The sequence below is a fragment of the Streptomyces sp. NPDC049627 genome, from assembly GCF_044465645.1.
In the GTDB taxonomy this organism is placed as follows: domain Bacteria; phylum Actinomycetota; class Actinomycetes; order Streptomycetales; family Streptomycetaceae; genus Streptomyces.
The window spans coordinates 393,543-414,306 of record NZ_JBITLW010000001.1 but is presented as its reverse complement, the minus strand read 5'-3'; the positions used below and the strand labels follow the sequence as shown (position 1 = coordinate 414,306).

Annotated in this window: 18 protein-coding genes; 8 read left to right on the top strand and 10 right to left on the bottom strand. The window is 71.5% G+C overall.

Going from position 1 to position 20,764, the window contains the following annotated elements; genetic code table 11:
• The first annotated feature begins 2 nt into the window (after nt 1–2).
• Nucleotides 3–2,555, top strand: a complete 2,553-nt coding sequence (locus ACIBU0_RS01940; RefSeq protein WP_398810167.1) for an ATP-binding protein — start codon at nt 3–5, stop codon at nt 2,553–2,555.
• 17 nt (nt 2,556–2,572) lie between these two features.
• Here ACIBU0_RS01940 and ACIBU0_RS01935 read toward each other — a convergent pair whose 3' ends face one another.
• On the bottom strand, nt 2,573–3,811 hold the full coding sequence (locus ACIBU0_RS01935) for a PP2C family protein-serine/threonine phosphatase (RefSeq protein ID WP_398810164.1): 1,239 nt from the start codon (nt 3,809–3,811) through the stop codon (nt 2,573–2,575).
• 131 nt (nt 3,812–3,942) lie between these two features.
• On the opposite strand from ACIBU0_RS01935, the gene ACIBU0_RS01930 reads away from it, so the two are divergent.
• Both ACIBU0_RS01930 and ACIBU0_RS01925 read left to right on the top strand, forming a co-directional pair.
• Nucleotides 3,943–4,326 (top strand): VOC family protein, encoded by a 384-nt coding sequence (locus ACIBU0_RS01930; RefSeq protein WP_398810161.1) that lies wholly within the window; start codon nt 3,943–3,945, stop codon nt 4,324–4,326.
• Nucleotides 4,327–4,683: 357 nt separating this feature from the next.
• The gene (locus tag ACIBU0_RS01925; protein ID WP_398810159.1) at nt 4,684–5,409 is read left to right on the top strand and encodes an SDR family NAD(P)-dependent oxidoreductase; all 726 of its coding nucleotides are present in this window, start codon (nt 4,684–4,686) and stop codon (nt 5,407–5,409) included.
• Between the two features lie 36 nt (nt 5,410–5,445).
• Here the strand turns inward: ACIBU0_RS01925 and ACIBU0_RS01920 are convergent, their stop codons facing one another.
• The 7 genes from ACIBU0_RS01920 to ACIBU0_RS01890 form a co-directional block, all read right to left on the bottom strand.
• Nucleotides 5,446–8,214, bottom strand: coding sequence for a fumarate reductase/succinate dehydrogenase flavoprotein subunit (locus ACIBU0_RS01920; RefSeq protein ID WP_398810156.1), 2,769 nt, complete (start codon nt 8,212–8,214; stop codon nt 5,446–5,448).
• A complete protein-coding gene (locus ACIBU0_RS01915) occupies nt 8,211–8,975 on the bottom strand; it encodes an ABC transporter ATP-binding protein (RefSeq protein ID WP_398811724.1) in 765 nt (254 codons plus the stop codon). Before ACIBU0_RS01915 ends, ACIBU0_RS01920 begins: the two co-directional genes overlap by 4 nt.
• A 31-nt stretch (nt 8,976–9,006) precedes the next feature.
• Entirely contained in the window at nt 9,007–9,891 is an 885-nt protein-coding gene (locus ACIBU0_RS01910) for an ABC transporter permease (RefSeq protein WP_398810153.1), read from the bottom strand.
• A complete protein-coding gene (locus tag ACIBU0_RS01905) occupies nt 9,888–11,234 on the bottom strand; it encodes an ABC transporter substrate-binding protein (RefSeq protein ID WP_398810150.1) in 1,347 nt (448 codons plus the stop codon). Before ACIBU0_RS01905 ends, ACIBU0_RS01910 begins: the two co-directional genes overlap by 4 nt.
• Nucleotides 11,235–11,263: 29 nt before the next feature.
• The gene (locus ACIBU0_RS01900; RefSeq protein ID WP_016437651.1) at nt 11,264–11,491 is read right to left on the bottom strand and encodes a ferredoxin family protein; all 228 of its coding nucleotides are present in this window, start codon (nt 11,489–11,491) and stop codon (nt 11,264–11,266) included.
• A 48-nt stretch (nt 11,492–11,539) separates the two neighbouring features.
• Nucleotides 11,540–12,328 (bottom strand): GntR family transcriptional regulator, encoded by a 789-nt coding sequence (locus ACIBU0_RS01895; RefSeq protein WP_398810145.1) that lies wholly within the window; start codon nt 12,326–12,328, stop codon nt 11,540–11,542.
• 252 nt (nt 12,329–12,580) lie between these two features.
• Nucleotides 12,581–12,880 (bottom strand): DUF1876 domain-containing protein, encoded by a 300-nt coding sequence (locus ACIBU0_RS01890; RefSeq protein ID WP_398810142.1) that lies wholly within the window; start codon nt 12,878–12,880, stop codon nt 12,581–12,583.
• A gap of 169 nt (nt 12,881–13,049) precedes the next feature.
• Here ACIBU0_RS01890 and ACIBU0_RS01885 point away from each other — a divergent pair, with 169 nt between their 5' ends.
• Complete coding sequence (locus ACIBU0_RS01885) at nt 13,050–14,075, top strand: 6-phosphofructokinase (RefSeq protein WP_398810139.1); 1,026 nt, start codon at nt 13,050–13,052, stop codon at nt 14,073–14,075.
• Nucleotides 14,076–14,364: 289 nt separating this feature from the next.
• On the opposite strand, the gene ACIBU0_RS01880 is transcribed toward ACIBU0_RS01885, so the two are convergent.
• Nucleotides 14,365–15,705, bottom strand: a complete 1,341-nt coding sequence (locus ACIBU0_RS01880; protein ID WP_398810138.1) for a DUF2254 domain-containing protein — start codon at nt 15,703–15,705, stop codon at nt 14,365–14,367.
• Nucleotides 15,706–15,920: 215 nt separating this feature from the next.
• On the opposite strand from ACIBU0_RS01880, the gene ACIBU0_RS01875 reads away from it, so the two are divergent.
• Both ACIBU0_RS01875 and ACIBU0_RS01870 read left to right on the top strand, forming a co-directional pair.
• Complete coding sequence (locus ACIBU0_RS01875; protein WP_398810135.1) at nt 15,921–17,465, top strand: protein kinase; 1,545 nt, start codon at nt 15,921–15,923, stop codon at nt 17,463–17,465.
• Between the two features lie 112 nt (nt 17,466–17,577).
• On the top strand, nt 17,578–18,408 hold the full coding sequence (locus tag ACIBU0_RS01870; RefSeq protein WP_398810132.1) for a tetratricopeptide repeat protein: 831 nt from the start codon (nt 17,578–17,580) through the stop codon (nt 18,406–18,408).
• Between the two features lie 124 nt (nt 18,409–18,532).
• On the opposite strand, the gene ACIBU0_RS01865 is transcribed toward ACIBU0_RS01870, so the two are convergent.
• Entirely contained in the window at nt 18,533–19,477 is a 945-nt protein-coding gene (locus tag ACIBU0_RS01865; RefSeq protein WP_398811721.1) for an MIP/aquaporin family protein, read from the bottom strand.
• A 257-nt stretch (nt 19,478–19,734) separates the two neighbouring features.
• Between ACIBU0_RS01865 and ACIBU0_RS01860 the strand changes: the two genes are divergently transcribed.
• Both ACIBU0_RS01860 and ACIBU0_RS01855 read left to right on the top strand, forming a co-directional pair.
• Nucleotides 19,735–20,133, top strand: a complete 399-nt coding sequence (locus ACIBU0_RS01860; protein ID WP_398810129.1) for a hypothetical protein — start codon at nt 19,735–19,737, stop codon at nt 20,131–20,133.
• A gap of 178 nt (nt 20,134–20,311) precedes the next feature.
• The gene (locus tag ACIBU0_RS01855) at nt 20,312–20,716 is read left to right on the top strand and encodes a hypothetical protein (protein WP_398810126.1); all 405 of its coding nucleotides are present in this window, start codon (nt 20,312–20,314) and stop codon (nt 20,714–20,716) included.
• Nucleotides 20,717–20,764: the final 48 nt, after the last annotated feature.

Below are 20,764 nucleotides of genomic sequence, written 5' to 3'. Positions count from 1 at the left end.
CCATGGCACGCGGAAAGCTCCGGATCTACCTCGGCGCGGCACCCGGCGTCGGCAAGACCTACGCCATGCTCTCCGAGGCGCACCGCCGGATCGAGCGGGGCACCGACTGCGTGGTCGCGTTCGTGGAACACCACCACCGGCCGCGTACCGAGGTGATGCTGCACGGCCTGGAACAGATCCCGCGCAAGGAGATCGAGTACCGGGGCGGCACGTTCACCGAGATGGACGTCGACGCGGTGCTGGCCCGCCGGCCGCGGGTGGCGCTGGTCGACGAGCTCGCCCACACCAACATCCCCGGCTCCCGCAACACCAAGCGCTGGCAGGACGTGGAGGAACTGCTCGCCGCCGGCGTCGACGTGGTCTCCACCGTCAACATCCAGCACCTGGAGTCGCTCGGCGACGTCGTCGAGTCCATCACCGGCATCCGCCAGCAGGAGACCGTGCCGGACGAGGTCGTACGGCGGGCGGACCAGATCGAGCTGGTCGACATGGCGCCGGAGGCACTGCGCCGCCGTATGGCGCACGGCAACATCTACAAACCGGACAAGGTCGACGCCGCCCTGTCGAACTACTTCCGGCCCGGCAATCTGACCGCGCTGCGGGAGCTGGCGCTGCTGTGGGTGGCCGACCGGGTCGACGCGTATCTGACCGAGTACCGCAGCGAGCACAACGTCTCGGCCATCTGGGGCTCGCGTGAGCGGATCGTCGTCGGGCTGACCGGCGGCCCCGAGGGGCGCACGCTGATCCGGCGGGCCGCCCGCCTCGCGGAGAAGGGCGCCGGCGGCGAGGTCCTGGCCGTCTACATCTCCCGCAGCGACGGCCTCACCGCCGCCTCACCGAAGGAACTGGAGGCACAGCGGACCCTCGTGGAGGACCTGGGCGGCACCTTCCACCAGGTGGTCGGCGACGACATACCGGCGGCCCTGCTGGACTTCGCACGCGGGGTCAACGCCACTCAGATCGTGCTGGGTGTCTCGCGGCGCAAGAGCTGGCAGTACGTCTTCGGGCCGGGCGTCGGCGCGACGGTCGCCCGTGACTCGGGCCCCGACCTCGACGTCCACCTCATCACCCACGACGAGGCGGGCAAGGGACGCGGACTGCCCGTCGCCAAGGGAGCGCGGCTCGGACGGTCCCGGCTCATCCGGGGCTGGCTCGTCGGCGTGCTCGGCCCCGTCCTGCTCACCATCCTGCTGACCAGCGCGATCCCGGAGGTCGGCCTCGCCAACGACATGCTGCTGTTCCTCACCCTGACGGTGGCGGCGGCCCTCCTCGGTGGGCTCTACCCGGCGCTGGCCTCGGCGGTCGTCGGCTCCCTGCTGCTCAACTGGTACTTCACACCACCCGTGCACACCCTGACGATCGCCGACCCCAAGAACATCGTCGCCATCGCGATCTTCGTCGGGGTCGCCGTATCCGTGGCCTCCGTGGTGGACCTCGCCGCCCGCCGCACCCACCAGGCCGCCCGGCTGCGCGCCGAGTCCGAGATCCTGTCCTTCCTCGCGGGCAACGTGCTGCGCGGCGAGACCGGCCTGGAGGCGCTGCTGGAGCGGGTGCGCGAGACCTTCGGCATGGAGTCGGCGGCTCTGCTGGAGCGGGCCGGCGAGACGGATCCATGGACCTGCGCGGGCAGCGTGGGACCCCGGCCCTGCCAGGACCCCGACGACGCGGACGTCGACGTGCCGGTCGGCGACCACATGTCCCTGGCGCTCACGGGCCGTGTGCTGCCGGCCGCCGACCGCCGTGTGCTGGCCGCGTTCGCCGCCCAGGCCGCCGTCGTCCTGGACCGCCGACGCCTGCAGCAGGAGGCCGGCCAGGCCAAGGAACTGGCCGAGGGCAACCGCATCCGCACCGCGCTGCTCGCCGCCGTCAGCCACGATCTGCGCACCCCGTTGGCCGGGATCAAGGCGGCCGTCACCTCCCTGCGCTCCGACGACGTCGAGTGGTCCGAGGAGGATCAGGCGGAACTGCTGGAGGCCATAGAGGAGGGGGCGGACCGCCTGGACCACCTGGTGGGCAATCTGCTGGACATGTCCCGCCTCCAGACCGGCACCGTCACCCCGATCGTCCGCGAGACCGACCTCGACGAGGTCGTCCCCATGGCGCTCGGCGGCGTGCCCGAGGACAGCGTGGAGCTCGACATCCCGGAGACGCTGCCCATGGTGCACGTGGACCGGGGGCTCCTGGAGCGGGCCGTCGCCAACGTCGTCGAGAACGCGGTCAAGTACAGCCCGCCGGGGGAGAACGTCCTCGTCTCGGCCAGCGCCATCGCGGAACGCGTCGAGGTCAGGGTCGTGGACCGCGGGCCGGGCGTCCCCGACGAGGCCAAGCACCGCATCTTCGAACCCTTCCAGCGCTACGGCGACTCCCCGCGCGGCAACGGCGTCGGCCTGGGCCTGGCGGTGGCGCGTGGCTTCGCCGAGGCCATGGGCGGCACACTGAGCGCCGAGGACACTCCCGGCGGCGGCCTCACGATGGTGCTCAGCGTGCCGACGGCACCGCAGCGCCGGCCCGAGCGGCCAGGACAACCGGATCTTCCGGCCGCGGCTGCCTCGTGACGGGCGGGACAGGGCACCTACAGGCGGATGACGACGAGGGCGATGTCGTCGGCCGCACCGGCAGCGACCCCCAGCCGGGCCAGCAGGGAGTCGGCCAGTTTCCCAGGGGCGAGGGTGTGGTCCTGGGCGAGGGCTGTGGTCAGGCGTGCCAGGCTGGCGTCGATGTCCTCGTCGCGACGTTCGATGAGGCCGTCGGTGTAGAGCACCAGGGTGTCCCCCTGGGCGTAGGGCAGCCCGGCCTGGGGGCGGGGGACATGGTGCGGGCGGGCGCCGAGCGGCGGATCGGTGGCCTGGTCCAGCAGCTCGCAGGTCCCGTCGGAGCGGAGGAGGACGGGGGGCGGGTGCCCGGCATTGCTGTAGATGATCAGCCTGCTGCGGGTGTCGATGAGAACCTTGACCGCAGTGGCAGCCGTGGCGCCGTCCACGGAGCGGGCGTACAGCCCCAGGACTTCCAGGGCCTGGGCAGGGCTGGGAATGGCGCGGATGACCGCGCTCAGGGCACTGCGGAGCATGCCCATGACGGCCGCGGCGTGCAAGCCGTGGCCGACGACGTCTCCCACCGCTGCGGCGTAGCGGTCGGGCGGCAGGTCGACGACGTCGTACCAGTCGCCGCACACGTTGAGTGATGTGGTCGCGGGCAAGTAGCGCACGGCGATGTTGTCGGCATGTCGGTCCAGGTCGGGCGCGGAGAGCATGGCTTCCTGCAGGGCGACGGCGACCTGCCGTTCACGGGCGTGGGCCTGGCGCAGTTCCTGGTTCAGCCGGTGCAGCTCGCGGGCGCGCGCGTACAGTTCGGCTGCCATGCCCTTCTCCCGCTCGGTGAACTCCTCGGTGAGCTCGCGGGCCCGGCGCGAGTGGACGAAGGCGGTGACGTCCTCGGCCCGCTGGACGATCCACTTCACCCTGCCGTCGGCTCCGGGGATCGGGGTGTGGATCTCCGACCACCATCGCTCCTCGAACCCTCCGGGCCGGGCGGGGGCGGGGATGTCGTACCGCTGCAGCACCAGCGTGTCCGGTTGCCCGGTGTCCAGGACCCGGCGCAGTGACGCCTTCAGGTTCCGCTGGGTGTCGTCAGGGGTGCCGGGGTTCTGCGGCAGGGCGTCGAAGAAGTACCTGCCGACCAGCTCGTCCCTGGTCCGGCCGGTGGTCTGCAGGCACGCCGGGTTGACGTAGCGGATCACCAAGTCCGCGTCCAGCACCAAGTACGGGCTCGGTGTGGCGTCGAAGAACGCCGTGAATTCGATGTCCGATGTCATCGCGCGCTCTCCGTAACCCTCGAGCGCGACTGCTGTTCTTCCAATCTACGGGCGATCCGGTGCCCGGGCTCGCCGGGTGCGGGTACGTAACTCGGTGGCGCTCGGAGCAGGGATCGGGAAGGCTCGCGTGCATGGTCTCGGTGGTGCAGAACGTGGCGATCGACTGTGCGGATGCCTATGAGCTGGCTCGGTTCTGGAGCGGAGTGACCGGACGTCCGCTGCATCCGGAGGACAGACCGGGAGCCCGAGAGACTCAGGTGCTGTCGGCGGAGGGCCCGGTGCTGTACTTCAACCAGGTGCCCGAGGCCAAGACGATCAAGAACCGGATCCATTTGTGTCTGCGCCCTGAGACCTCGCGCGATCAGGAGGTGGACCGGCTGCTGGGCCTCGGTGCCACCTTTGTCGCCGATCACCGGAACCCCGATGGTTCAGGCTGGGTGATCCTTGCTGATCCCGAAGGCAACGAGTTCTGTGTGCTGCGCAGTGAGTCCGAACGGGCTGCCGTGAATCCCTGACGCTCACGCGACCCCAAGCCGTCGAAGTCCAGGGTGAGGACCCCGACGGCAGGGGGGCGGAAGGAATCCCGCCCGGTGTGGTGCAGGCGCACCTTGTGCTTGGCCCAGGGGGTGCGCAACGAGTCGGGGCAGCGGTCCGCGGGCACGCTTGCGACGGGCAGGGCGCTTGGCGACGGCGCGGCGCCAAGTCTTGCGGAGGGGAGCGTTCGGCCCGAGGGACGCCGCCTGCTACGCCGGCCGGCCCGAAGCCATGGCGGCGATCACGACCGGGAAGCAGGTCTTCGTAACCTGAACACCGGGGGAGGAGCTGCGAGGCTCCCCGGAAGGAGGCGTTCCCATGCGCAAGGCGGTGCGATCGTGAGCCGGATCCTGGTGACCGGTTCCGCGGACGGCCTCGGACATGCCGCGGCCGATGCGCTGCTGTCCGCCGGACACGAGGTGGTCGCGCACGCCCGGAACCCGGAGCGCGCTGTCGCGCTCGACGCGCTCGTCGACCATGGGGCCCAGCTCGTGGTGGGCGACTTCACGGACCGTGACGCCGTACGGCGCATCGCAGCCGAACTGGCAGATGCCGAGCCCCTCGACGCGGTCATCCACAATGCCGGCGTGTGGAGCGGACGGGCGGTCATGCCCGTCAACATCATCGCCCCGTACCTGCTCACGGCCCTGCTCCGGACCCCCCGCCGGCTGGTGTACCTGAGCAGCGGCTCGCACTACGACGGGCGCCCCTCGCTCGCCGGGGTCGACTGGCGAGGTCGGAGCGCGGGCTCGTACGCCGACAGCAAGCTGTTCGTCACGACCCTCGCGGCCGCGGTGGCCCGCCTGCGCCCCGGGGTGCCGAGCAACGCCGTGGATCCGGGCTGGGTGCCGACCAAGATGGGCGGACCGGGTGCACCGGACGACCTGGAACTCGGCCACCGGACGCAGGAGTGGCTTGCCTCCAGCGACGACCCCGAGGCGCTGACGACCGGCGGCTACTGGTACCACGGCCAACGGCAGCAGCCCCATCGCGCGGTCCATGACGAGCCGTTCCAGGACCGCCTCCTGCAGGCACTGGCCGAGGAGACGGGCACCGTCCTCTGAACGATCGAACGGCAGGGGAGGGACAGCGGACCGAGGTCACAGCGCCCGCGTCGCGTACGCCCTGACGTCCGCGTCCGAGTCCGTCGTCGCCGTCGCGAGGGCCGCACGGGCCTCCTCCGTCGCGGCGTGACGCGTCAGCGCGAGGACCGCTGCCTTGCGGACATCGGCGTTCGGGTCGGCCAGGGTCTTGGCGAGCGCCGGCACCGCGGTGGCCGGGTCGGCGGCGGACAGGGCGGTGGCCGCACCGGCGCGTACCTGCCATGCCGGGTCGGACAGAGCGGCCACGGCACGGGCGGCGAGCGCCGACGGGCAGCCGACGGAGGCCAGCGCCCCGAACGCGGCACCGCGCACCAGGGGGTCCGTGTCCTCGCTGAGCCCGGCCAGGGCCCGCGGCGCGACGGACGAGGAGCCCACGCCGGCCAGGGCCTTGGCCACCGTGACGCGGACCTCGCGGGACGGATCGTGCGCCGCACGCGCCACCGCCTCGTCCGCGTCGACCGAGACGAGCGCACGGACGGCCTCGATACGCACCGGGATGTCGGGGTCGGCGAGGGCGGCTGCGAACAGGCCGGCATCGCCCAGGCGCAGGGCGCGCAGCACGTCGAGAGCCGCGGCACGGACCACGGGGTCGGCCTCCGCGAGAGCCGCGGCCAGGGCGTCGCGCAGCGCCGGCTCGGGCGGCAGCGTCTCGACCAGCTCGCGCAGGGAGGCCGCCGCGGCCGACCGCACCTCGGCGTCGGGGTCGGCGAGCGCCCCGGCCAGCGCCTGCCCGGTGCCGGGCGGCGCGGTCTCGGTGAGGACCGAGACGGCCGTCCGCCGCACGGCGGGGTCGGGGTCGGTCAAGTAGGGCTCGACGAGGGCGAGTTCGGGCTCCTCCTCGGCGAGCGACAGCAGCGTGAGCAGCCGGGGTGAGGCGACCTCACGAGGCGCGGAAGCCACGCCGGGCGCGGAGGGGGCGTCGGCCCTCGCCCCGGCGGCCACCGGCGCCACCTCCCGCGCGCCCGCCGTGGCCACGTGCTCGGCGTGGACCTCGCCGAGGTGCCGCGCAGGACCGCCGACCGGGCTGAACTCCTCGACCGGAACCAGATACGGAGCCACGGGACGGGCCGTGAACTCCATCGCACCCGAGGACGACTTGCGCAGATCGAGGTGGTGGAACCAGGACGTGTCGTCGCGCCGCGGGTGGTCGATGCGGTCGTGGTAGAGGCCCCAGCGCGACTCCGTGCGGGCCAACGAGGCGCGCGCGGCCATCTCCGCGCAGTCGCGGATGAAGGTGACCTCGGCGCAGCGCATCAGCTCGTGCGGGGTGCGGGCGCCCATGGCCGCGATGTCGTCGCGCATCCGCTCGAAGGCCTCCAGGGCCAACGACAGCCGCGCGCCGGACTTCGGCGGTGCCACGTAGTCGTTCACGAAGCGGCGCAGCTTGTACTCGACCTGGGGCTGCGGAGGGCCGTCCGGATTGCGCAGCGGGCGGTAGATCAGCTCGTGCGCCGCGCGGAGCTGCTCCTCGGGCAACTCGCCCTCGTAGGCGTGGTACTGGGACGCATCCGCCCCGGCCAGGTCCCCGAAGACGAACGCGCCGATCATGTAGTTGTGCGGCACACAGGCCAGGTCGCCGGCGGCGTACAGGCGGGGTACGGTCGTACGGGCGTGGTCGTCGACCCGTACACCCGAGGCCGAGTGACCGCCGCACAGGCCGATTTCCGAGATGTGCATCTCGACGTCATGGGTGCGGTAGTCATGACCCCGGCCGGCATGGAAGGTGCCTCGTGTCGGACGCTCGGTCGAGTGGAGGATCGACTCCAGAGCCGAGATCGACTCCTCCGGGAGGTGGCTCAGCTTCAGGTAGACCGGGCCCCGGTCGGAGGCGATCTCCGCCGCGAACTCCGCCATCATCTGGCCCGACCAGTAGTCGGAGTCGACGAAGCGCTCGCCGTGCCGGTTGACCTGGTAGCCGCCGAACGGATTGGCGACGTAGGCGCAGGCGGGCCCGTTGTAGTCCTTGATCAGCGGATTGATCTGGAAGCACTCGATGCCGGTGAGCTCGGCGCCCGCGTGGTAGGCCATGGCGTAGCCGTCGCCCGCGTTGGTGGGGTTCTCGTACGTGCCGTACAGGTAGCCGGAGGCGGGCAGGCCGAGGCGGCCGCAGGCGCCGGTCGCGAGGATCACCGCACCCGCGCGCACCACAACGAACGCGCCCGTGCGCGTGTTGAAGCCGACCGCCCCCACGGCCCGCCCTCCGGCGGTCAGCACGCGCACCGGCATCACCCGGTTCTCGATGCGGATCCTCTCCCGCATCTCGCGTCGCCGCAGCTGCCGGTACAGGACCTTCTTGACGTCCTTGCCCTCCGGCATCGGCAGCACATAGGAACCCGAGCGATGGACCTGGCGGACCGCGTACTCGCCGTGCTCGTCCTTCTCGAACTTCACGCCGTACGACTCCAGCCGCTGCACCATCGCGAAGCCGCGGGTGGCGGTCTGGCGGACGGTGGACTGGTCGACGATGCCGTCGTTGGCGCGGGTGATCTCGGCGACGTAGTCGTCGGGTTCGGCGCGGCCGGGGATGACCGCGTTGTTGACGCCGTCCATGCCCATCGCGAGGGCGCCGGAGTGACGGACGTGCGCCTTCTCCAGCAGCAGGACGTGCGCGCCGTGCTCGGCGGCGGTCAGGGCCGCCATCGTGCCGGCGGTGCCACCGCCGATGACGAGGACGTCGCAGGTCAGGACCTCGGCGTCGGCGAGTTCGGGGATCCGGAGGGGCTCCGGGGAGGGGGTGGCGCGGGTGTTCACCGGGGTGCCTTTCACGTGCCGAGCGAGGTGAGGACGTCGCGGCGCAGGGCCACGCGGGCCGGGTCGCCGAGGGCCGTACGGTCACGAGGACGCGGTACGTCCCGTACGGCGAGGAGGCGGCCGGCGCCGAGCAGGGCCACGCGGTCGCCCAGGAACAGGGCCTCGTCCACGTCGTGGGTGACGAAGACGACGGTCGCGCCCGTGCCCTGCAGCACCTCCACCAGCAGGTCCTGCATGCCGGCGCGGGTCTGGGCGTCGAGCGCGCCGAACGGTTCGTCCATGAGGACGGCGCGGGGAGCTCCCGCGAGGGCCCGGGCCAGCTGGGCGCGCTGGCGCTGCCCGCCGGAGACGCGGTACGGCAGGTGCCGGGAGTGGTCCGCGAGACCGACGCGGGTGAGCCAGGACCCGGCCTGGGTACGGCGTTCGGTGCGGGCCACCCCCTTGATGGCCAGCGGCAGTTCGACGTTCGCGCGCAGGGTGCGCCAGGGCAGCAGCGCGTCTTCCTGGAAGATCAGGGCGCGGTCGGCGGCGGGGCCCGTCAACGGGCTCCCGTCCTGGCTGACTTCTCCCACGAGAGGAGACAGCAGCCCGGCCAGCGTGCGCAGCAGGGTCGACTTTCCGCACCCGGAAGGGCCGACGACGGTCAGGATCTCGCCGGGGGCCACGTCGAGGTCCACGCCGTCGAGCACGGGCGCGCCCGGCCGCCCGAGGGCGGCTCCGCGCACCGCCAGCGCCGCGCCGGTGCGGGCGGACGAACCAAGGTCGGACGAGCGAATGTCGGACGAGCGAAGGTCGGACGAACGAAGGTCAGACGAGCTGGTCACGGGGCACCTCCTCCTTGTGCGTGCGGCTCATCGGTACGGCGGCCGCGGCACCGCGCACCTGACGCGGTGCCCGTCCCGCGGGGACGTACGAGGTGCGGGGCAGCCAGCGCGTGAGACGCCGGCCCAGGAGCTCCACCGCCGTGGAGGTGAGCCAGCCGAGGACGCCGATCGTGACCATGCCGACGAAGACACCGGGGTAGTCGACGATCGTGTAGTCCTGCCAGGTGCGGTAGCCGACGCCGTACTGGCCGGAGATCATCTCGGCGGAGATCACACAGATCCACGAGACGCCGATGCCGACCGACAGGCCGCCGAAGATGCCGGGCAGCGCGCCCGGCAGGACGACCGAACCGAGGATCCGCCACCGGCCGCCGCCCATCGTGAGCACGGCCTCCTCCCACACCGGGGTCAGCGCGCGGACGGCGTGCCGGGTGGAGACCAGGACCGGGAAGAAGGCGGCCGTGAAGGTGATGAAGACGATGCCCTGTTCGTTGGAGGGGAACAGAAGGATCGCGACGGGCACCAGCGCGATCGCCGGGATCGGGCGGACCACCTCCAGCAGCGGGCCCAGCAGGTCCTCGGCGAGCCGCGAGCGCGCCACGAGCACGCCCGTGGCCACGCCCAGCACCGCCGCCAGCAGGAAGCCGGTGACGATGCGGGTCAGGCTGTCGGTGAGGTCCGTCCAGTAGTCCGCCCCGGCGAGGCGGCCGGCGAAGGCGTGGGCCACGTCGGTGACCGTGGGGAACTGCGAGAAGCGCAGCCACAGGTCGACGTCCAGGCTGGTCAGGAGCTGCCACAGGCCGAGGGCGGCGGCGAGGGCGGCCACCCGCAGTGCGTACCGGGCGGCTCGTGGCGCTGGCCCGCTCACGCCGCACGCTCCAGGGCGTCGGCATACGTGACGACCCGTGCTCCGTCGTGTCCGTCCACGTAGGCCTGCGCGGTCGCGGGGGCGACGAACGGCAGCAGCTGCTCACCGTCGGCGACCCACACGGCCTTGTCGGCGAACCAGAGGGTGCCGGTGGTGGCGTCGGGGACGTAGGCGGCGCGGATGCCGTCGGAGTGGGCGGACACGTAACCGAGCAGCTGCGCCGGGGACTTGAAGGTCCTGGTCTCCTCGGTGCCCTTCGGCCACACCTCGCTCGCGGCGGCGGGCGGCGTGGCCGTGAGCCGCTTCCCGTACGACGCCCCGAGCGCCTTCTTCACGTACTGGTCGTCGACGAACGAGTCCACGTCCACGTCGCCGGTCAGCTTCGCCGCCTTCAGGACCGACACGTCCTGCTTCAGCGCGGAGACGAGCTGCGGCTTGACGGCCGGGTCGAAGGTGGAGATGCCGTGGGCGCCGTTGTAGAGGTAGACGACCTCGGCGGGCAGGCCGGTGGCCTTCGCGACCTTCTCGGCGGCGGCGACGGGATGGGCGTCGAGGTAGTCGGTGGCCTCGGCCTGGGCCTTGAGGAAGGCCTCCAGGACGGCCGGGCGGTCCTCGGCGAAGTCCTCGCGGGCCGTGACCCCGTGGAAGGTGGGCAGGTTCAGCTGGGCGCCGTCGTACAGGGCCTTCGCCTTGCCCTGGTAGGTGAGCAGACCCGGCCAGGCGACGAACTGCGAGAGGGCGTCCGCGCTGCCCGCGGTCAGGGCCGAGGCGCCCACGGCGGGCTGCTGGTTGAGCTTCTCGATGCCGTCGTTCGGGTCGATGCCGGCGCGCTGCAGGGCCCGTACGAGGGTGCCGTCGGCGGCCGAACCGACGCTCGTGGAGACCTTCTTGCCCTTCAGGTCCTTCAGGGAGGTGAGCTTGGAACCGGGCGCGGTGACGATGGTGTTGAGGCCGCCGCGGAGGTTGTAGCCGGTGACGGAGACCAGGTGGGTGGGGCGGTTCAGCTGCTTGCCGCGGGCGGCGTTGATGAGCAGCGGGAAGTCGCCCATCGAGCCGATGTCGATCTTCCCGGCGGTCATCTGCGCCGTGATGGGGGCTCCGGTGGCGTAGTCCTGCCAGTCGACCTTGTAGGTGCGGCCGTCGTGGAGGGAGTTCAGCTGCTTCTCGAAGTAGCCGAGGGAGCGCAGGAGCGTCCCCGCGGTGACCGTGTTGATGGTCTTGGACTGGTAGCCGACGGTGACCGTGACGGTGGAGCCGTCACCGCCGGCCGCGGCGTTGCCCCCGCAGGCGGTGAGCGGGGCGAGGAGCAGGGCCGCGGATGCGGCAAGTGCGGTGCGTTTCACAGGAGTTCGGGACATGGGAGTTCGGCCTTTCACCGGAGCAGGTAGGGCATGTTGACCGTGACGGCTCCGGTGGGACAGCGGGCCGCGCACGGGCCGCAGTACCAGCACTCGTCGACGTGCATGTACGCCTTGCCGCTGCTGTCGTCGATGGCGAGCGAGTCCAGCGGGCACATGTCCACGCAGAGCGTGCAGCCGTCGATGCACTTCGACTCGTCGATGGTCACGGGCACGTCGGCCCGCTGGGGCGCCAAGGGCATGGCTGTCTCCAGGGAGGTCGAGCAAGGAGGTCGGGAAGGGAGAGGGGGTCAGACAGAGCGGCGCAGCAGGCCGCTCATCGTGATGCGGTCGCCGCGGAAGCGGATGAACTCCAGGTCGACGGGGCGGCCGTCGGCGAGGTGGGTGAGGCGTTCCAGCATCAGTACGGCGGCGCCCTGCGGGGCATCCAGTACGGCGGCGGAGTGGGCGTCGGCGTTCACCGCCTCCAGGCTGATCTCGGCGTGGCCGAGCGGCGTGCCGGTCAGCGTCTCCAGGAGCCGGAAGATGTCGGTGTTCTCCAGGTCCTCACCGAGCAGGGCGGTGCCGATGTCGAGGGGAATGTAGGTGAGGTCGAGGGAGAGCGGGAGGCCACCCAGCCGGCGCAGGCGTTCGATGTACAGCACGTCGGCACCGGGCGGGAGCCGGAGGCGGTCGGCCACCGGGGCCGGGGCGGGGACGGGGACCGTCGTGCGGACCTCGTTGGTGACGCGGCCGTGTTCGCGCAGGGTTTCCGCGAGGCCCATCAGTTTGTCGAGTCCGTGGGGGTACTTCTGGGCCACGACGACCGTGCCGACGCCGGGGAGCCGTTCCACGAGGCCTTCGGCGCGCAGCAGGTCGAGGGCTTGGCGGACGGTGTTGCGGGAGGCGCGGTAGTCGGTGGCGAGGGCGGACTCGTGGGGGAGGGCGCCGGCCGGGAAGTCGCCGGTGAGGATCTGGTGGCGGAGCAGGTCGGCGAGTTGACGTGCCCGGTCCGCGCGCAGCCGGCGCCGCGCACGGTGGGCGGCGACGGTGGTCGCGCCCTGGCCGGCGTGGTCGCGGATGCGGTCGGTCGGGGACATGGCCGGAACCATACTCATCCGGTAGGGATAGTGGTGTTGCGGAAGTGTTGCGCCACCTGACGCCTCGCCGGATACCTCGCTGACCTGGGCTTTTGTGAGGCGGGAAGGAAGATCTGCCAGGGTCCGCCGGTGCCGGGCGCGAGGTGCCTCGGCTACCGGCGCGTCCCTGACGCCGTTCGGTGCGTGCCTTCCGCGGGCTTCCGGCACCGGCCGGGCGACGCGTGATTCAACAGTTCACAGGGCCCATCCAGTTCACAGGGGCCATCCGGCCACGGGGCGAGTGTCCTGTCCGGTCCCGGAGGCGCCCATGCCCTCGATGTCCTGCTCGGCGGCGGCCACCAGCTGCTGGGCGAGGTCGTGCATGGCCCTGCCCGCCGCCAGTTCGTCACCGATCTCCGGAACATCCGTGTCCGCGGGATTGCGGTGCGCCACACCGTGGCCGGTGAGCGCCGGAGTACCGGCCGTGCCGGTGTCCAGCTCCGCACGCGCCTTCGTCGTTCCGTCGTCCTCGACGAGGGAGAGGCGGACCTTCCACTGCGCGGTGTGCGGCATGGTTCCTCCTCGTCTCGGCGCGCCGGTCGATGTGCCGGCCGTCGCGCATCACCGTCTTGTGCCACGGTATGCCCGCTCGGGCGGGCGTGGAGTGGCCGTCGTGAACCGGATGGAGGGAGGCTGGAGGAAGACGATCCGTGCGGGGCCCCTCGGCGGCAGGGAGGAAGCCATGAGGGTCGGAGTACTGACCGGCGGCGGCGACTGTCCCGGCCTCAACGCCGTGATCCGCAGCGTCGTCCGCAAGGGCGTCCAGGAGTACGCCTTCGAGTTCGTCGGGGTGCGGGACGGCTGGCGCGGCGCCCTGGAGGGCAAGATCGTACCGCTGGACATCGGCAGCGTGCGGGGGATCCTTCCCCGCGGCGGAACCATCCTCGGTTCCTCCCGGACCAACCCGCTGGGGCACGAGGACGGGGTGCGGCGCGTCCGGGACACCCTCGCCGCGCACGGCGTGGACGCGCTGGTCGTGATCGGCGGTGAGGACACCCTCGGGGTGGCCGCCGAGCTGAGCCGTCAGGGGGTGCGCCTGGTCGGCGTACCGAAGACCATCGACAACGACGTGTCCGCCACCGACTGCACCTTCGGCTTCGACACGGCCGTGGGCATCGCCACCGAGGCCATCGACCGCCTCCACACCACCGCCGAGTCGCACATGCGCACCCTCGTGGTGGAGGTGATGGGGCGGCACTCCGGGTGGATCGCGCTGCGCGCCGGGATCGCGGGCGGCGCCAACGTGATCCTCATCCCGGAGCGCCCGTTCGACATCGATCAGGTGTGTGAGCTGGTGATGAGCCGATTCAAGATCAACTACGCGCCGATCGTCGTGGCGGCCGAAGGGGCCGTTCCGAAGGAGGGGCAGATGTTCCTCAAGGACCGGACGCGGGACGAGTTCGGCCACGTACGGCTGTCCGGCATCGGTGAGTGGCTGGCCCAGGAGATCTCGCGGCGCACGGGCAAGGACGCCCGTACGACGGTCCTCGGCCACGTCCAGCGCGGCGGCACGCCCAGCGCCTTCGACCGGTGGCTGGCCACGCGCTTCGGCCTGCACGCCGTCGACGCGGTCAAGGACGGTGACTACGGCACGATGGTGGCCCTGCACGCCACCGAGGTCGTCCGTGTTCCCCTCGCCGATGCCACGGAGCGGACGAAGAAGGTCGATCCGTCGCTGTACGACGAGTTCGAGGTGTTCTTCGGCTGAACCGTCAGTCCCGGCCGAGACAGAACGGGTGACCTGGCCTGATCGAGGTCCGGGACCCCCAGGTCGAGGTGGAACTGCTGCGGCCGGGCAGGATCTGGCCACCGAGGCGGCCGCTGGTCCTCCGCACGCTGGAAGGCGAGCACGAGCCCGGTGCCGGTGTGGAGGGTCGCCCAACCGTCGCCGAGCGACCACCGTGCCGTATGCGCGAGGCCTCGGCCATGGTTCGCGCCGTCCCGATGCCCCCGGACACGCGATGCGGCTGCTGCTCGTCTGCCTCCGGCCCGAGCGGTCACGGCATGCGCGGCTGCCCTAGCCGGTGGCCGGCCCGGTGAGCGGGCCGTCGGTTCTCGGCCAGCTGTTGACGTACGGCTTCCGCTTCCGCGTGTGCGAGGGCGAGGTCGGCCGGCTGGGCGACCTCCCGCTCGGCGTCGGTGATGACGGTGCGGGCCTGTTCCCCGATCGCCGCGCACCGCTCGGCATCGTCGCCGACGACGGCCGCGCAATGGTGCAACAGCCGGAGCAGGGCATGCGCGACGGTCGGCTCACGAGCCCCGTAGCGCCGGACGAGCCCGCACATCACGGCCAGGTACTCCGGAAACCGCCGCCCGGGAATGATCACGACGGCCCCGCTGTCGTCCCGGACGACGTGGTTTCCCAGCGGCCGCTGCGCGAGCGCGCAGAAGATCACGGACAGGTGATCGATGGCCTGGACCGCCGTGTACGGATCGTTGACCGCCGGGGACAGCGCCTTGCAGGCCACGTCGACCAGTTGCCGGATGCCGAGCGCGGCGTCCTGTTCCAGGGTGCGCTCGAATCCGATCCGCACACCGGCGTCCAGCACCCGCACGAACCCCGCCGGGTCGGGACCCCGGTCGCGCGGTGTGGCGTACCAGATCCACGCCAGCGTCGTTCCGGCGACGACGTGTTCGCCGACCCGGGGCCGCAGCCGCAGACAGACCTCCTGCTCGGCCGCCGCCGACAGCAGCAGCCGCGGACGCACCACCTGCACGTACCCGGAGTGCCGGGCGGCGATGGGCACGGCTCCCTCCGGCACTCCACCGACGTCCTCGCCGCCGGCGAACACCCTGTCGCGGACCACCCGCACGGTGTTGCGCTCCACCACGGTCATGATCGCGTCGACCTGGATGGAGTGGACGAGATGGTCGGCGAAATACACCAGCAGACCGAGGCTGACGAAGAGCAGGACGATCGCACCGCTCACCGCGAACCGGGGAAAGCTCTCCGAGCGGCTCCCTCCCGACACGCCGACCGTGTACAGACCGGCCGCGCTGTAGGCGAAGGTCGCCACGAAGACGCTGAGCACGATCTGGTTGGGCCGGTCCCGCAGAAAGTTGCGCAGCAGCCGCGGCGAGAACTGGGTGGACGACAACTGCAGCGCGACCACGGTCAGGCCCAGCAGCACCGCGATGACCGTCACCATCGTCCCGGCGATCCCGATCAGCAGCGTCCGGGCATCGTCGGCGGTCCCCTGGAACGCCAGCGGCGACTCCGAGCCGGTCTCGACGAGGGACAGCAGCGTCCCGGCGACGAGCGCCCCCAGCACGGACAGCGTGGGAAGCACCCACAGCGACCCGCGAACGTACTCCGCCAGCGCATCACGTCGGATCATGTCCAGCCCCAGCACGTCGACACAGCCAGTATCCGATGAGTCGCCGAGCCGTCCAAGCGGTCCACTGCCCGCCCGGGACGGGCGAAGGACGGGGCCGCTCGGGGCATGCCGTGCGGTTCCGGATGCCGGACTGCCCCACCGGTCTGCCGACGAGGTCGGTTACTGTTCAGGGCCAAGTGGCACGAAGGGGGGCAGAGCAGGCGGAGGGCAGGGCTGTGTCGGACGAGGGACGGCTCGTAGCCGGGCGCTACCGGCTGGTCGAGCGCATCGGCCGCGGCGGCATGGGCACGGTATGGCGGGCCGAGGACGAGCTGCTCGCCCGCCAGGTCGCGGTCAAGCGGCTCCACACGCAGCCACACCTGTCCGACGCCGAGGTCGCCACGCTCTACGAGCGCACCCGCCGAGAGGCGCGCAGCGCCGCCCGCGTCGCCCACCCCAATGTGGTCGTGGTGCACGACGTCGTCGAGGACGACGGCCGGCCCTGCATCGTCATGGAGTACGTCCCCGCGCTCACCCTCGGCGACGTTCTCAAGGGCGGCCGGACCCTGGCACCCGAGGAGGCGGCCCGCATCGGCCTCGGCATGATCGCCGCCGTACGGGCCGCGCACGCGGCCGGTGTCCTGCACCGCGACATCAAACCCGGCAACGTCCTGCTGGCCGACGGTGACCGGGTCGTCCTGACCGATTTCGGCATCGCCCTGACCGCCGGGACCTCGACGCTCACCCAGACCGGGGAGATGGTCGGCTCCATCGACTACATGGCCCCCGAGCGGGTCCGCGGCCGGAAACCCGGCCCCTCCTCCGACCTGTGGTCGCTGGGCGCGACGCTGTACCAGATGGTCGAGGGACACCCGCCGTACCGCCGCGACACGGCCATGGAGACGGCGTACGCCATCGCGGTCGAGCCCCTGAAGGCGATGCGGCGGGCCGGTCCGCTGGAACCGCTCATCGAGACCCTGCTGTCGAAGAACCCCGAGGACCGGCCCACGGCCGAGCAGACGGAACGCGCTCTGCGGGCCACCTGGTCCGGCGGCCCGACCACCGTGTCATCAGCCGCCCTCGCCCACCACGACCCGGACGCCACACCGGACAGCACCCCAACGTCGCCGACGCGACACACCGCGCCGACGCCCTCGGACAAGAGCGAAGGGGACCGCCGCCGGGGCCGGAAGCGGAAGCGGCGCGTCCTGCTGCCGGCGGTGAGCGTCCTGGCCGCGTCCGCTGCCGCGGTGATCCTCTACGCCTCCTCGTACGACGGCGGAACCCCGGGACGTGCCGACAGGACCGGCACGACCCGCACCGCGTCCGCCGCGCCCTCGCCCGTCCCCGACGGCCACCACCTGGTCCGGGACCGGCAGCTCGGCGTCTCCTTCCCCGTGCCGGACGGCTGGAAGCCGAAGAAGGGGCCGAGCGACGAGGTCACCTACGCCGACCCGAGCGGGCTGGCCGGCATCACGATCGGCATGGTGGATCCGGCCGGTTCCCACCCGATCGAACACTTCAAGGACATCGAGACGAACACCGAGGGCAACTACCCCACGTACCGCAGGCTGCGCCTGCAGAAGACCACGTTCAAGGGGAAGCCGGCCGCGGTGTGGGAGTTCACCTTCCAGGGCCGTGCCCGCGCCTTCCGCGCCATCGACCTCGGATACGGCACGGCGGGCGGCCGGGAGTACGACATCTATCTCTCGGCGCCGGAAGCCCAGTGGGACACGTACCGTCCCGTCTTCGACGCCGTGCGGGACGGGTTCACGGACTGACCGGGCGGCGGACTCATCATCCGTCGGCCGCGCAGCGGAAGGTGCAAGGGCTGCCGACCATCTCCTTGCCTCCTCGCCGAGCAGCCTGCGCGGCCTGCGTATGCTCCCGGCCATGAGATTCTTCCGGTCGCGCGGCCGAAGCGACGCCCAACGAATGGCGGGAACGCCTGTGGCCGAGGCCAAAGCCCTTTACGAAGCCGGGCGTTACGCCGAGGCGGAGACCGAAGCCCGCGCCGTGGCCCGGTCGCGCCCACGCGACGACGAGTACGCAGCGGTGGCGCTGAACATCGCCGCGCTCGCGACGGGCGCCCAAGGCCGCCACGCCGAGGCACTCGCCACCTACGACGAAGCGCTGCCTGCCTTCAGCAGGATATTTGGAGGCGGTCACTGGCTGACCCTGAAGCTGCGCTCGGACCGCGCCCAGCAGATGATCTCGCTCGGCCGGCACGCCGAGTGCGAGGCGGAATGTGCGGCCGTCGCCGAGGCTGCGGGCCGCGGTGCAGGCCCCGAAATGTCACGCCTGGCAGCGGCCGCCCGCAATGGACTGGTCTTCGCCCTCAATGCGCAAGGGCGCCACCAGGAGGCCGAGACACTCGCCCGCGAGGCCCTGGCCGCCCATCACGCACGTGACCGGATGTCCCTGGTCCTGCGCCTCGGCCTGGCTCGCAGCCTCAACGGCCAAGCCCGCCACGAAGACGCCCTCACCGAGGCGCGGGCAGCCGACAAGCTGTACCGCGCTCTGCCCGACTACCAGCGCCATCCAGATACGGGTGCTGTCGAACTGGCCTTTGCCACTGCCCTGTTCGGGTTGCGCCGCGTTCCCGACGCCCGGCGCCAGGCTGCAGCCGCTCACGATGCCTGCCTGGCCTCCTTCGGCCCGGACCACCGCCGCACCGTCGAAGCCCGAACTCTGCTCGAGACCATCGACGGCACTCGACCGTAGGCGCAGCGCTCCCGCTCGGGGCGAGTCGCAGGCGCTCCCTGGGCAGCGCACCCAGCTATCGCGACTCGCCGGACCCAAAGCCGTCTGGCTGACCGGTGCCGATTCGGGCGCCGGTCGCCATGGCCTACTCCTCCTCGGAGGTCGTGGGGCGGGTGCGGCCCGGCTCCGGCGGGACAGCCTGCTGGGCGCGGATGTGCAGGATGTCCCCGATGAACAGGTCGTACACCAGCACGCCGATCACGCCACCGACAAGAGGACCCACGATCGGGATCCACCAATAGGAGCTGAACGCCCCGGACAAACTGCCGGGAAACGCCAGATCCTTCCATCCGGCCATCCAGGTGAACAGACGGGGACCGAAGTCGCGGGCCGGGTTGATGGCATAGCCCGCGTTGGCCCCGAACGACATGCCGATGGCGGCCACCACGAAGCCGATCACCAGGGGACCGAGGTTTGCCTGTACGGCCGTGTTGCGCAGGTCGATGACGGCCACCACCAGCATGACCAGGAAGGCGGTGCCTACGACCTGGTCGATCAGCGGTCCCCAGATGCCGCCGCCGAAGTACGGCGCGGGGAAGGTGGCGAAAATCGAGAACGAGGCGAGGGTGTGACCACCCGTCTTGGGTCCTTTCATGGCGTCGTCGAACGTGTTGATGGCGTCGTGGTACACGCCGTAGACCAGCGCGGCTCCGGCGAGGGCACCGGCCACCTGTGACACCCAGTACGGAAGGACCTTGACCCACGGGAATTTGCGGCGTACCGCGAACGCGAGCGTTACCGCCGGGTTGATATGCGCTCCGCTGACCCCGCCGGCCACGTAGATGGCGAAAACCACGGCCATGGCCCAGCCCCAGGTGATCAGCAGCCAGTCCCCGGCACCGAGGAAGAACGTGGTGGGCCCCGAGGTGCGGCCCGAGCCGGGCAGCGCAGCGACCGCCATGGCCACCACGCCGCAACCGAAGGAGATGAGGATGAACGTCCCCAGAAATTCAGCCAGGCATTCGCCCCACAGGCCCCCACGGCGTCTGAGTCGAGAGGGTTTAACCAGAGGCGGGATCTCCACGGCCATGTGATCCTCCCACGCATTCGTCCGGTCGTGTTCAAAACGCGCCTGCCCGCTCGTCAGGCGGTGCGCGGGAACGCTGGAAACGGTCAGCGTCTCCCTATGCGTACCGTCGCAGCCCGACCACAGCGAGCCGAGAGCGTCCATTCGGATAGGAAAAGGCGATCCCCGGAGGCACTGTGCTTCTACGCCGAGAAGGGCGTCCTTACGTCGCCGGCTCGCCCGCGGTCATACTTTCCTCGGCGAGCCGCTAGGATCACGGCATGGTTACGGCTTGGTCGCCCTGGCGTATCGTCAGGACCCGCTCCGGTGCGGGTCCGTTGGTGCGCATCCTGGCGCTGGCCGTGATCCTGTGCGGCGTCCTCGTCACGCACGGCGTGCACGGGGAGAGCGTCCAGGGACACCTCTCCACCAGCGCAACCGCCTCAGCCGCGCTGTCGGCCGAAGGCGGGGGGCATGCGCCGTCCCAGCCCGGCGAGCACTGCGTGGCAGGGCAGCCTCAGCAGAGTTCTCTGCCGGCACCGCCCTGTGGTGCGGCGTCGGTGCGCGCATCGACGACTGCCGACGACGCCTGGACCGTACGAGTGCCGGGTGCCGACGGGGCCGGCGACCGTGCGTCTCCGGCGGCTCTCAGAGCAGCGTCCGTGGTGCGGCAGGTCTAGAGGCCCGACGTCCTCCAACCGGCCGCCGGGTGTCACCGGTTCGGCTGGTACCGCGCGACGGGCGTGGTGCCCCGTGTTCATGATGGGTCGTCACATTCGTCGAAGCCGTCCTGCCACCATCCCATGGCTGCGTCCGACTCCGGCCTCGCCGGAGACGGGGCAGCAGCACGGAGGACCTGTGCCGACACATCCCCCCACGCCCACGCCCCTGTGGCGCCGACTCGGTCCGGCGCTCCGCGGCACCTTCGTGATGGCGCTCATCCTGTGCGCCGTCATGCACGGCCTGCCCGAGAAGGCGCACGCGTCGGTGCCCGTGCCGGCCGGAGTCTCGGCGACGGTCACGGACGAGGACCCTCACGGGCACCATGTCCCGCACGGGATCGAGGACTGTTCGGCGGACGCGATGGTCCGTACCGCGGCCCGTGCGGGGGAGGATCTTCCCCTCGGCGTACCGGCCGTCGTCGTACTCGTCGCCGTGTTCCTGTCGGTGGGGCGGCCCCTCGTACGGCACGCCTCCCGCAGACGTCGCAGCGCACGCACCGGCCGCGCGGCGCTCGTCCGAACGTCGCGGTGGCGGATCTAGACCACTCGCTCGCAGCCGGCCGATCGCGTCGGCTGCCGCGCATCCACG